This is a genomic window from Pseudomonas sp. ADAK2 (assembly GCF_012935755.1).
In the GTDB taxonomy this organism is placed as follows: domain Bacteria; phylum Pseudomonadota; class Gammaproteobacteria; order Pseudomonadales; family Pseudomonadaceae; genus Aquipseudomonas.
Genome location: NZ_CP052862.1, coordinates 2,618,812 through 2,631,064, shown reverse-complemented (window position 1 = coordinate 2,631,064; position 12,253 = coordinate 2,618,812). Strand labels below are relative to the sequence as shown.

The following is a 12,253-nucleotide window of genomic DNA, read 5'->3' as shown; positions in this document are numbered from 1 at the left end:
CTGAGTGTTGAGCGAATGGGAATGTGCAATGCGTGAACTGACTGAGCAGGAACAATTCTGGCAGGGCGATTTCGGTAATCGGTACGTCGATCGCAACATCGGGCAACCCCTGGTCGCTGCCAACCTGGCGTTGTTTGCCAAGGCGCTGACCCGGGCCGCGCGCATCGAAAGCCTGATGGAGCTGGGCACCAATGCCGGCAACAATTTGCAGGCGCTGCGGCAGCTGTTGCCCCGGTGCGAATTGTTCGGCGTGGAGATCAATGCCAGCGCCTGCGCCCAGGCCCGGGCGCTGGACATTGCGCAGATCTGGCACGGCTCGCTGTTCGATTATCCTTGCGAGCGCCGCTTCGACCTGACCTTGAGCAAAGGCGTGCTGATTCATCTGGCACCGGAGCTGTTGCCCGCGGCGTACACGCAGCTTTATGAACTGAGCCAGCGTTACATCCTGATCGCCGAGTACTACAACCCGGCACCGGTAGAGGTGTCCTATCGCGGCAACAGCGGCAAGTTGTTCAAACGTGATTTTGCCGGTGAAATGCTCGATCGTTATGCTGACCTGCAACTGCTGGATTACGGTTTCGGTTACCACCGCGACCCGCAATTCCCGGTGGACGACATCACCTGGTTCCTTCTGGAAAAACGCCCTTGAGCAACGTCGCAATCATCCCGGCCCGTGGTGGCAGCAAACGCATACCGCGCAAGAACCTCAAGCCGTTCGACGGCGTGCCGATGATTGCCCGTTCGATTAAAACCGCCCTCGATTCGGGGCTGTTCGCCCAAGTGGTGGTCAGCACTGATGATGAAGAAATCGCCGGACTGGCCCGAGCCTGTGGTGCCCAGGTGCCGTTTATGCGGCCGGCGGCATTGGCGGATGATTTCACCGGCACGGCGGCGGTGATTGCCCATGCGCTGCAAGCGCTGGAGCAGGATTTTGCGTTCGCCTGTTGTCTCTACGCCACGGCACCGCTGCTGCAAACCCGGTTTCTGCAACAGGGCTTGAATCTGCTGGAACAGCATCCCGACAAGTCCTTCGCGTTCTCGGTCTGTGATTTCGGCTTCCCGGTGCAGCGTGCCTTGACCCTTGACGATCACGGCGCATTGACCGCGTTGTACCCGCAGTTCAGCCAGACGCGTTCGCAAGACCTGCCACCGGCCTATCAGGATGCCGGGCAATTCTATTGGGGCCGCAGTGACGCCTGGTTGCGTGGCGAGGTGTTGTATTCAACCCAAAGCCTGCCGGTGATCCTGCCGCGTTATCTGGTGCAGGACATCGATACGCCTGAAGACTGGACGCGTGCCGAGTATCTATATGCCGCATTGAAGGCCGGTGGTGAGTTGCAATGAGAGTGCTGATCCGCGCCGACGCTTCGCCGACCATCGGCAGCGGCCATATCGCTCGCTGCCTGACCCTGGCCAGGGTGTTGCGCCGCCAGGGCGTGCACGTCGCGTTTGCCTGTCGCCAATTGCCGGGCCATCGGCTCGACAGTCTCGCCGCCGAGGGTTTTGAAACCTTCGGCCTGCCGGATCGCTATCCCGATGAGGACCCGCAGCAGGCCATCGAATCCCTGTTGCCATGGCAGGCGGACATTGCCGCTTTAGACCAGGCACTGGAACAGCAACCGGCCTTCGACTGGATCATCGTCGACCACTACGGCCTCGATCATCACTGGCAGACCGCGGCCCGTCGCTGGGCGCCACGGATCGCGGCGGTGGATGATCTGGCGACCCGGACCTACGACATTGATTTGCTGCTCAACCAGAATCTGTCCGGTACCGCCGAGGCCTATGCCGGGCTGGTCAGCGCCGATTGCCGGACCCTGCTCGGTCCACGCTTTGCCATGCTGCGCGATGAGTTCTGCTGCCCGCCGATTGAAATCAGGCCCCAGGCCAAACGCGTACTGGTGAACTTCGGCGGCTTCGACGCGGCGATGCAGACCCATCACGCCATGTTGGCGCTGCTGGAATTCACTGCGCTGGAAGTCGACTTTGTCGCCGGTGCCGACAACCCGGCCTGGGAGGCGATGCACGCATTGGCGGCTGATCGTCCGCACTGGCGTCTGCACCGTTTTGTCAGCGACTTTTACCGGTTGATGACCGAGGCCGATCTGTTTGTCGGTGCCGGTGGCGGCACCAGTTGGGAGCGCGCCGCCATGGGGCTGCCGACGATTTGCATTGCCGTATCGAATAACCAGCAGGCCAACGGCGAGGTCATGGCCACTGCGGGCGCCCATGTGTTCCTTGGCGCGCGGGAGCAGGTCAGCGTCGAGCAACTGCGCCAGGCCATCGGATTTGTCGCGGGCAATCAGGGGTTGCGCCAGAGCCTGGCCGAGCGTTCCCGGCAGCTGGTCGATGGCCGTGGTGCGCAGCGAGTGGCGGCAGCGCTGGTCGGTGCGGTGTTGCCGGTGCGCGCGGCGACCGTGGACGATGCGCGGTTGTTGTTCGAAGGGCGCAATGCCGAAGCGGTTCGGCGCTGGTCGCTGGACAGCCGCATTATCGATTGGCCGTCACACCAGGCCTGGCTGGCGGCGAGTCTGAACAACGAACAGCGCTTGCTGCTGATCGCCGAGGCCGGCGATGGTCCGGTCGGGGCGTTGCGTTACGACCTTCACGGGTTAAGCGCCGAAGTCTCGATTTATCTGTTCGATGGCCGTTTCGGCCTCGGCTGGGGCAGGGCGCTACTGGCGCGGGGCGAAGCCTTCGTGAAGGCCTGCTGGCCGCAACTGCAAAGCATCACCGCGCAAGTCTTGCCTGCCAACCAGCCGTCGCTGAGCCTGTTTCGCGAAGCCGGTTTCACCCAGAGTACTTGCGCGTTCACCCGCGTATTGAAGGATCACGTAAATGACTAGTTTCAAGATGGGCGACCGTTGGATCGGTGCCGACGCACCGCCGTTCATCATTGCCGAGATGAGCGGCAACCATAACCAGTCGCTGGACGTGGCGCTGCAAATCGTCGAGGCCGCCGCCAAGGCCGGCGCCCACGCCTTGAAGCTGCAAACCTACACCGCCGAGACCATGACCCTGGACCTCGATGAAGGCGAGTTCTTCATCAAGGACCCCAACAGCCTGTGGACTGGCACGTCGTTGTACGCGTTGTACGAAAAGGCCCATACGCCGTGGGAATGGCACGCGCCGATTTTCGCCCGCGCCAAGGAGTTGGGCATGCTCGCGTTCTCGACGCCGTTCGACGACACGGCGGTGGACTTCCTCGAAAGCCTCGACGTGCCGGCCTACAAGATCGCCAGTTTCGAAAACACCGACCTGCCGCTGATCCGGCGGGTCGCCGCCACCGGCAAGCCGTTGATCATCTCCACCGGCATGGCCAGCATCGCCGAACTCGACGAAACCGTGCGCGCCGCGCGGGAGGCCGGTTGCACGGATCTGGTGCTGCTCAAGTGCACCAGCACCTACCCGGCGACCCCGGCCAACAGCAATGTGCGAACCATTCCCCATCTGCGGGAATTGTTTGGTTGTGAGGTCGGGTTGTCCGATCACTCCATGGGCGTCGGTGCGTCCGTCGCGGCAGTGGCACTCGGGGCGACGGTGGTGGAAAAACACTTCACCCTCGACCGCGCCGCCGGTGGGGTGGACGCCAGTTTCTCCCTGGAACCGGCAGAGCTGGCCAGCCTGGTGATCGAAACCGAGCGCGCCTGGCAGGCCATGGGGCACGTGCATTACGGCGTGACCGAGGCCGAGCGCAAGTCGCTGGTGTACCGGCGCTCGCTGTACGTCACCCAGGACATGGCCGCCGGTGAACCCTTCACCGCCGCCAATCTGCGGGCCATTCGCCCGGGGCTGGGGCTGGCGCCCAAACACGCTGAAACCCTGCTCGGTCGCCGCGCTCGCCAGGCGATCAAGCGCGGAACGGCGCTGGACTGGTCCTTGGTCGAATAACCCTTGTCGGGCTGATTCGGCAAAATAGCGTGACCTGTGAGTCATAACGCGCATCTTCACTGTATTGTATTGACCGGGGAGATGGCGCCTGGCCCTTTATCGGGTCCAGTGATAGCCCTTGACGCTTCCCGCTGTCGCCCGTTTCGGGCGGCTGAAAATCTTTGTATGTCGGCGCCCCTCGAATCCTTGCGAGCGGTGGTATTGGGCTGTTTATTATTGGGAAGCCGTAATGATTGGCATAAAAAGCATTGCGAGCTACGTTCCTGTAGCCGGCGTGGACAATTACGCACAAGGTGCAAAATTCGAGAAGGATGAAGAGTTCATCCTGGGCAAGATCGGTTCGGCCTTCCTGCCGCGCAAAGACGCTGAGCAAGAAACCTCGGACCTGTGTGTCGAAGCAGCCAACGCGCTGTTCGCCAACAACCCCGATTTGAAGCGTGAAGCCATCGACGTGCTGATCGTCGTTACCCAGAACGGTGACGAAGAAGGCCTGCCGCACACCGCCGCCATCGTCCAGGACAAGCTGGGCCTGTCGACCAACGTGGCCGCGTTCGATATTTCCCTGGGCTGCTCGGGCTACGTCTACGGCATCTACGCGATCAAGGGCTTCATGGAAGCCACGGGCCTGAAGAACGGCTTGCTGGTAACGGCCGACCCGTACTCCAAGATCGTCGACCCGGAAGACCGCAACACCACCATGTTGTTTGGCGATGCCGCCACCGCCACCTGGATGGGCGAAGACGCACCGTGGCAGTTGGGCAAGGCCAAGTTCGGCACCGACGGTTCCGGCGCGCCGCACTTGAAGGTCACCGATGGCGTGTTCTACATGAACGGTCGCCAGGTCTTCAACTTTGCGCTGCTCAAAGTCCCGGCGCATTTGCATGAGCTGCTGGATGAGTCAGGCCTCAAGGCTGACGACATCGACGCGTTCTGCATTCACCAGGGCAGTGCGGCGATTGTCGATGCGGTCGCCCGACGCTTCGAAGGCGAGCCGGAGAAGTTCATCAAGGACATGGTCGAGACCGGCAACACCGTGTCGTCGAGCATTCCATTGCTGCTGGAAAAACACGTCCTGGACTCCGACTGGAAGCGCGTTGCGCTGAGCGGTTTTGGGGTAGGGCTGTCGTGGGGTTCGGCGATCATCTATCGTCCTTGAGCCAACCCCGATACAAAAATAGCGTTCAAGGGTTAACCTTGAACGCTATTTTTTTGCCTGTAAGAACAGCGAGGCGACATGAGCGAAAGCTTTGACGACAATGCCCGGGTGATAGAGCGACGCTGGCCGACGCTGTCGGCGCGTTTGATGCTGGAAGACAGCGCGGCGATCCAGGCCGAGTTGTCCGAAGGGCTGGGTTCGACGCTGAGCATTGGCGGGATTCAACTCACCAGTCGCCATGATCGCGTTCGCGAAGCCCGGATGCAGGCCGCCAGTCTGCCGGCGGACAAGGCGCAATTGCACGTCTATGGCACCGGCCTGGGCGACTTGCCGACGGTCCTGCTGGAGCGTGCCGGACTTGAACGGTTGTACGTGCATATCCTCAACGGCGCCCTGTTTGCGCTGGTGCTGCAATTGCTCGACCAGCGCCAATGGCTCGATGATCCACGGGTGGAGCTGCTGTACGCCGGTGATCAGGCGGATATCTACACGCCGTTTTTCGCCTTGCCTGCCGAAATGCTACTGGCGGACGATTTCAACGCGAAGATTCGCGATCGCCTGGTCAGCGAAGTGCACCTGAGTTTCAACAACCGCGAGTTCGATCCGCAGTCGCCGTTCATTCTCCAGCGTTTGCAGGACAGCCTGGAAGTGCTGCTGGCCGACGATGATGTCGCGCAGCTGTTCGGCACGTGCCCCGGCCGGGAGATCTACGTGATCGGCACCGGGCCCAGCCTTGAAAGCCACTTCCAGCAATTGGCGGCGATCCGCGAGCAAGCGCAGCGACCGCTGTTCATCTGTGTCGACACCGCCTATCGACCGTTGCGCGAGCACGGGATCAAGCCAGACCTGGTGGTGAGCATCGATCAGCGCATCAGCTTTCGGCACCTGCCCTGGGAGGACTCCGACGGCATTCCGCTGGTGTACCTGCCCATGAGTGATCCGCAGGTGCTGAAGGCCTGGAAGGGCAAGCGTTACGGCGGTTACTCGGCCAGCCCGATCTACGCCACCCTGCGGCAACAACACACCCGTGCGCAATTGTATGTGGGCGGCAGCGTGATTCACCCGGCCGTGGACCTCGCCGTGAAGATGGGCGCCGGGCGCATTACCCTGTTTGGCGCCGACTTTGCCTTCCCGATGAACAAGACCCATGCCGGTTGGAGTGATGGCGACTTGGGCCCCGGGGTCAATCTGGCACGGCACTGGGTGCGCGACGGGCATGGCGAGCGGGTCAGGACGCAGCTGAATTTTCGCAGCTACCTGTGTGAACTGGAGCGCTACATCGCCGGCCACCCCGAGGTGCGCTTCTTTAACAGCAGTCGCGCGGGCGCAATGATTGCCGGCACGCAGTTCAACCGGGAGTTCGTGCAATGAGTGTGCTTTCGCAATGCATCAACGAAAGCCGGCAGTGTGCCGGGTTGTTTCGGCTGGGCCGCGATGTCGAGGCCGCGTTGGCCATGGTGGATGTGTTCGATGAGGCACAGCGCCTGTTGTCGGCGGCGCCCCGGGAGGTCCAGCTGCAATGGGCGCAGGTGCTCACCCAGATGCTGGCCTGTCAGGAGCGTCAGGATTGGCTGGGATTGGCTGACTTCATGGAGTACGAACTGGTCGATTTGCTGGAAAGCGTGGAGGTTTGAAAGCCGACGGACGGCTCTGGTTGGGATGTTTGAGGATCGGACGGTTTTATGACGTCATTTTTCGGGTGGTCAGGGGCCGCTAAGCCTTTGTTTTCTAGGGGGTGGCAGTGTGATGGCAATATTTTTTCAAAAAGCCCTCAAGCAACCTGCATTCCCGACGATAACTATTACGAAGGTTCTCTAGGCCATACCCGGCGGTTGCCAGGGCCGGAAGCCGCAGTACCCAACCAACGAGGATTTCGTCATGGCTTTAACAGTAAACACCAACACCACGTCGTTGAACGTTCAGAAAAACCTGAACCGCGCTTCCGACGCTCTGTCGACTTCGATGTCCCGTCTGTCCTCCGGCCTGAAAATCAACAGCGCTAAAGACGACGCTGCCGGCCTGCAGATCTCCAACCGTATGTCCTCCCAGATCCGTGGCCAGATCGTTGCGGTTAAAAACGCCAACGACGGTATCTCGATGGCTCAGACCGCTGAAGGCGCTCTGCAAGAATCCACTAACATTCTGCAACGTATGCGTGAACTGGCTACACAAGCACGTAACGGCACTAACGGCACTGCTGACCAGACCGCAACCAACGCTGAATTCGCTCAGATGTCTGACGAACTGACTCGTATCGCGGCTTCGACCAACCTGAACGGCAAGCAACTGCTGGACGGTTCGGCTGGCACCATGACCCTGCAGGTTGGTTCCAACACTGGTACGGCTAACCACATCGACCTGGTTCTGAGCTCCAAGTTCGACGCCGTCAGCCTGTCCGTAGGTAGCGGTACTGTTGTTCTGACCGGTACTACCGGTACTGGCGTAAGCTCCGCTGCTGCCAACATCGACAACGCGATCACCGCAATCGACGCTGCAATCGCTTCCATCGGTGCAACCCGTGCAAACCTGGGTGCTTCGCAGAACCGTCTGACCAGCACCATCTCCAACCTGCAAAACATCACTGAAAACGTTACTGCTGCTCAAGGTCGCGTACAAGATACCGACTTCGCCGCAGAAACCGCTAACCTGACCAAACAGCAAACTCTGCAACAAGCTTCCACCGCTGTTCTGGCCCAGGCTAACCAGCTGCCATCCGCTGTACTGAAACTGCTTCAGTAATATCGGATTGAGTTTTGGCGGGGGAGTGCGCTTGCGTGCTCTCTCGCTTTTTCCGTTTAAGAGGTGAGGTGATGGTCATGGACATGAGCGTGAAGCTGAACTTGTCTTACCCGGCCGCAAAACCGGCGGTCAGTACTACCGAGAAGCCGGCCGAAAAGCCTCGCGTCGAAAGCATCCAGGCTGTCGCTGCAACGGGTAAAAGCTCGGAATCGGATAACTCGGACAACTCGGATAAGTTGAAAATGGCCGTTCAGGAGATCGAAAAGTTCGTTCAGTCGGTCAAGCGTAACCTGGAGTTTTCCATCGACGAAACCTCCGGCAAAGTCATCGTCAAGGTGATCGCCAGCGAATCCGGTGAAGTGATTCGACAGATTCCGTCGGCTGAAGCCATGAAACTGGCTGAAAGTCTGCACAACGCCAGTAATGTTTTGTTCGATGCCAAAGCCTGATACTGGCATGAAACGTGTTTGTACGATCATTGTCCGCGTTTAGTGGTCAAAAGACCGGCGACACACAGATAGGGAGATGCACATGGCAAGTCCAATTCTACCGGGTTCGGGTCTAGGGTCCGGTCTCGACATCGGTGCGATCGTGACCGCGCTGGTCAACTCCGACAAATCGGCCAAACAGACGCTGATCACTAATCAGACGTCCATCAATACGGCCAAGATTTCTGCTACCGGTTCGTTGAAGTCCGCCCTGGCGGCGTTCCAGACTGCAATGACTAACCTCGGCAAACGTGATGCGCCGTCGTTTTCCGGTTTTACCGCAACATCGAGCACGCCCACGACATTGACTGCTACTTCGGATAACACCGCGGTGAACGGTAGCTACAGTGTTGTCGTGGATAAACTGGCGACCGGTTCGAAAGTGGCCAGCGCGGCGTTTGCCGGCGGTGCCACCAGTGCCATTCCGACTGGTACGTTGAATATCAGTCAAAATGGTATTGATTACCCGGTGACCATTGCCAGCGGCGCGACTCTGCAGTCGACCCGTGACGCGATCAACACCACGCTGCAAGGCAAGGGCATCAGCGCCAACATCGTCACCGATGCCAATGGTTCGCGATTGGTCATTGGTTCGACGGTGACAGGCGCGGGCTCGGACCTTAAGGTCAGCGGTATTGCCGGCCTGGAAATCGATGGCACCAACAGCCTGGGCAATACTCCAGCTGCCGGCGCCTCCGGCAACATCGGTGGTTTGGCCTTGGATGCAAAGGTCACGATCGATGGCCTGACCGTTACCAGCAAAAGCAACACGATCAGCGGGGCGGTCGGCGGCATTAACCTGACCCTGGTGGCGGAAAGCTCGACACCGGTCAAGGTCACCGTTGGCACCAACACAGACGGCCTGAAAACCTCGCTGCAGACGTTCGTTGATGCTTACAACACGGTGATCAACACCCTGACCACTCTGACCAAGCCAAGCCTGGATGATCAGAACAACCCGACTATCGGCGCGGCGATGACCGGTGACTCCCTGCCACGTAACCTGATCACTGCCGTGCGTGATGTGCTGGTGGCTCCGGGGGCGGGCGGACAGTTGTCTGTTCTGTCGCAGTTGGGTATTCAGACCGATCAGAAGACCGGCACGCTGACCATCGATGCGACCAAGTACGCCAAGGCGATGGCAACCCCGGGGATGAGCAGTTCGGTACAGAACCTGTTCACCGGCACTGATACTAAAAACGGCCTGTTGGCGCGCATGTCGGCGGCGATCACGCCTTACTCCCAGACCGGCGGTATCCTTGACCAGCGCAACAGCAATCTGAGCAAGGTTCAGAAGGACCTGGGCAATCAGCAGACGGCGCTGGACCTGCGGGTGACCAACCTGACGGCCTCGCTGACCGCCAAGTACAACGCGATGGACCTGTTGGTCGGCCAGATGAAGGCCACCGCCAGCAACATCACCGGCTTCTTCGCGTCGCTGAACGCTCAGCAGTCCGCCAAGTAGCTATGAGCTGACGACAAAAACCCGGCTACGCTTTTCGGCGTACGCCGGGTTTTTGTCTTCTGATCTAAAGTTTCCAGGTTCGCAGGCGATACACTGGTCATACGAGTCATTGAGTGGCAATGAGGTAGAAAATGAATCCGATGTTAGCCCTTCGGCAATATCAGAAGATCGGGGCGCAGGCCCAGACGTCCGAAGCCAGCCCGCACCGCCTGGTGCAAATGTTGATGGAAGGCGGCCTGGATCGCATTGCCCAGGCCAAAGGCGCGATGGCGCGCAAGGACATTCCTGGCAAGGGAACGTCAATCAGCAAGGCCATCGGCATCATCGGTGGCTTGCGTGAAGGCCTGGATCTGGAAAAAGCCGCCGACACCGTCGGTGAGCTCGATCGTCTCTACGCTTACATGATGAAGCGCCTCGCCGAGGCGAACATCAAGAGCGACCCGCGGATTCTCGATGAGGTCGACGGTCTGCTGCGCACGGTTAAAGAAGGCTGGGATGCCATCGCCGCGCCTGGTCCGCAGTTTTAAGGAGATCACCATGAGTCTTGTATTGCAGCGAATCGAACAAACCCGCGAAGCGCTGGTCGGTGCACTGGCCGAGCGCAACTGGGAGGCGATCGGTCAATTGGACCTGGATTGCCGTTCCTGCATGGAAGATGTCTTGAGTGAAGCTTCGCTGGACGAGGTGGCGTTGCGCGACAATCTCGAGGAGTTGCTGGGGGTCTACAAGCAACTGCTCGAGGTGGCGATGGGGGAGAGGCAGGCGATAGTCGACGAGATGTCTCAGATCCACCAAGCACAGAATGCCGCAAAGGTTTACCATCTGTTTGGTTAATCCGCGGTTAATCCAAACATAGTGCGCCATAAATTTGACTGTGCACGGTTTTTTGACTTAACTAGTGGCTGTATCCAGATTTCAGGCGTCTACAGGCATAACGTGTCTGCAAGCGTCTAGCTTGCCCCCTCATTTCGGGCATTGAGTTGACTAGGGAAGTTGCTATTGCATGTGGCGTGAAACCAAAATTCTGCTGATTGATGACGATAGCGTCCGTCGCCGCGATTTGGCGGTGATTTTAAATTTTCTCGGCGAAGAAAATTTACCCTGCGGCAGCCATGACTGGCAGCAGGCGGTCGGCTCGTTGTCTTCAAGTCGTGAAGTCATTTGTGTGCTGATCGGGACGGTTAATGCTCCTGGCGCGCTTTTGGGCTTGCTAAAGACACTCTCAACCTGGGATGAGTTCCTTCCGGTTTTGTTAATGGGCGATAATTCTTCCGTTGACTTGCCCGAAGACCAGCGTCGCCGAGTGCTTTCGACCCTCGAGATGCCGCCCAGCTACAGCAAGTTGCTCGACTCCCTGCACCGTGCCCAGGTCTATCGCGAGATGTACGACCAGGCCCGCGAGCGCGGTCGTCACCGTGAACCCAATCTATTCCGCAGCCTCGTCGGCACCAGCCGTGCGATTCAGCACGTGCGCCAGATGATGCAGCAGGTAGCCGACACCGATGCCAGCGTGCTGATCCTCGGTGAGTCCGGTACCGGCAAGGAAGTGGTCGCGCGCAACCTGCATTACCATTCCAAGCGTCGTGACGCGCCGTTCGTGCCGGTCAACTGCGGGGCGATCCCGGCCGAGTTGCTGGAAAGCGAACTGTTCGGCCACGAGAAGGGCGCCTTCACTGGCGCGATCACCAGTCGTGCCGGGCGTTTCGAGCTGGCCAACGGTGGCACCCTGTTCCTCGACGAAATCGGCGACATGCCATTGCCGATGCAGGTCAAGCTGTTGCGGGTCCTGCAGGAGCGCACCTTCGAGCGCGTGGGCAGCAACAAGACCCAGAGCGCCGATGTGCGCATCATCGCGGCGACTCACAAGAATCTCGAAAGCATGATCGAGATCGGCGCCTTCCGCGAAGACTTGTACTACCGCTTGAACGTATTCCCGATCGAGATGGCGCCACTGCGCGAACGTGTCGAAGACATCCCGTTGCTGATGAACGAGTTGATCTCGCGCATGGAGCACGAGAAGCGCGGCTCGATCCGTTTCAACTCCGCAGCGATCATGTCTCTGTGCCGTCACGGCTGGCCGGGCAACGTCCGTGAGTTGGCCAACCTGGTGGAACGCATGGCGATCATGCATCCATACGGGGTGATCGGCGTGGTCGAGTTGCCGAAGAAATTCCGCTACGTCGACGACGAAGACGAGCAACTGGTCGACAGCCTGCGCAGCGATCTGGAAGAGCGGGTGGCCATCAACGGGCATACCCCGGACTTCAGCGCCAATGCACTGCTGCCGCCGGAAGGCCTGGACCTGAAGGACTACCTCGGTGGTCTGGAGCAAGGGCTGATTCAGCAAGCGCTGGATGATGCCAATGGCATTGTGGCGCGCGCTGCCGAGCGCCTGCGTATTCGTCGCACCACCCTGGTGGAGAAGATGCGCAAGTACGGCATGAGTCGTCGTGACGGAGATGAACAGGCAGATGATTGACGCCTGTTTTTCAACTCCTTCATTTATAAGCGTTT

General features: G+C 59.6%; 13 protein-coding genes. All 13 read left to right on the top strand.

Annotated features, from left to right (window positions below; all coding sequences use genetic code 11):
- Window positions 1-28: 28 nt before the first annotated feature.
- The 13 genes from HKK52_RS12330 to HKK52_RS12270 all read left to right on the top strand — a co-directional run bounded on the left by HKK52_RS12330 (window position 29) and on the right by HKK52_RS12270 (window position 12,218).
- On the top strand, window positions 29-649 hold the full coding sequence (locus tag HKK52_RS12330; RefSeq protein ID WP_169371040.1) for a pseudaminic acid biosynthesis-associated methylase: 621 nt from the start codon (window positions 29-31) through the stop codon (window positions 647-649).
- Window positions 646-1,344, top strand: a complete 699-nt coding sequence (gene pseF, locus HKK52_RS12325) for a pseudaminic acid cytidylyltransferase (protein WP_169371039.1) — start codon at window positions 646-648, stop codon at window positions 1,342-1,344. Before HKK52_RS12330 ends, pseF begins: the two co-directional genes overlap by 4 nt.
- Window positions 1,341-2,846, top strand: coding sequence for a UDP-2,4-diacetamido-2,4,6-trideoxy-beta-L-altropyranose hydrolase (pseG, locus tag HKK52_RS12320; protein ID WP_169371038.1), 1,506 nt, complete (start codon window positions 1,341-1,343; stop codon window positions 2,844-2,846). The genes pseF and pseG overlap by 4 nt, the downstream gene beginning before the upstream one ends.
- Entirely contained in the window at window positions 2,839-3,891 is a 1,053-nt protein-coding gene (gene pseI, locus HKK52_RS12315) for a pseudaminic acid synthase (RefSeq protein WP_169371037.1), read from the top strand. Before pseG ends, pseI begins: the two co-directional genes overlap by 8 nt.
- Before the next feature lie 229 nt (window positions 3,892-4,120).
- The gene (locus HKK52_RS12310) at window positions 4,121-5,047 is read left to right on the top strand and encodes a ketoacyl-ACP synthase III (RefSeq protein ID WP_169371036.1); all 927 of its coding nucleotides are present in this window, start codon (window positions 4,121-4,123) and stop codon (window positions 5,045-5,047) included.
- A 78-nt stretch (window positions 5,048-5,125) separates the two neighbouring features.
- Window positions 5,126-6,418: a motility associated factor glycosyltransferase family protein gene (locus HKK52_RS12305; protein WP_169371035.1), complete on the top strand. Its 1,293-nt coding sequence runs from the start codon at window positions 5,126-5,128 to the stop codon at window positions 6,416-6,418.
- Entirely contained in the window at window positions 6,415-6,681 is a 267-nt protein-coding gene (locus HKK52_RS12300) for a hypothetical protein (RefSeq protein WP_169371034.1), read from the top strand. Before HKK52_RS12305 ends, HKK52_RS12300 begins: the two co-directional genes overlap by 4 nt.
- Window positions 6,682-6,925: 244 nt before the next feature.
- Complete coding sequence (locus HKK52_RS12295) at window positions 6,926-7,786, top strand: flagellin domain-containing protein (protein ID WP_169371033.1); 861 nt, start codon at window positions 6,926-6,928, stop codon at window positions 7,784-7,786.
- A 77-nt stretch (window positions 7,787-7,863) separates the two neighbouring features.
- Window positions 7,864-8,235, top strand: coding sequence for a flagellar protein FlaG (locus HKK52_RS12290; protein WP_169371032.1), 372 nt, complete (start codon window positions 7,864-7,866; stop codon window positions 8,233-8,235).
- Window positions 8,236-8,317: 82 nt separating this feature from the next.
- Complete coding sequence (fliD, locus tag HKK52_RS12285; RefSeq protein WP_169371031.1) at window positions 8,318-9,739, top strand: flagellar filament capping protein FliD; 1,422 nt, start codon at window positions 8,318-8,320, stop codon at window positions 9,737-9,739.
- Between the two features lie 131 nt (window positions 9,740-9,870).
- A complete protein-coding gene (gene fliS / locus HKK52_RS12280; RefSeq protein WP_169371030.1) occupies window positions 9,871-10,266 on the top strand; it encodes a flagellar export chaperone FliS in 396 nt (131 codons plus the stop codon).
- Window positions 10,267-10,276: 10 nt separating this feature from the next.
- Entirely contained in the window at window positions 10,277-10,573 is a 297-nt protein-coding gene (locus tag HKK52_RS12275) for a flagellar protein FliT (RefSeq protein ID WP_169371029.1), read from the top strand.
- Window positions 10,574-10,742: 169 nt separating this feature from the next.
- A complete protein-coding gene (locus tag HKK52_RS12270) occupies window positions 10,743-12,218 on the top strand; it encodes a sigma-54 dependent transcriptional regulator (protein WP_133839143.1) in 1,476 nt (491 codons plus the stop codon).
- Window positions 12,219-12,253 lie beyond the last annotated feature (35 nt).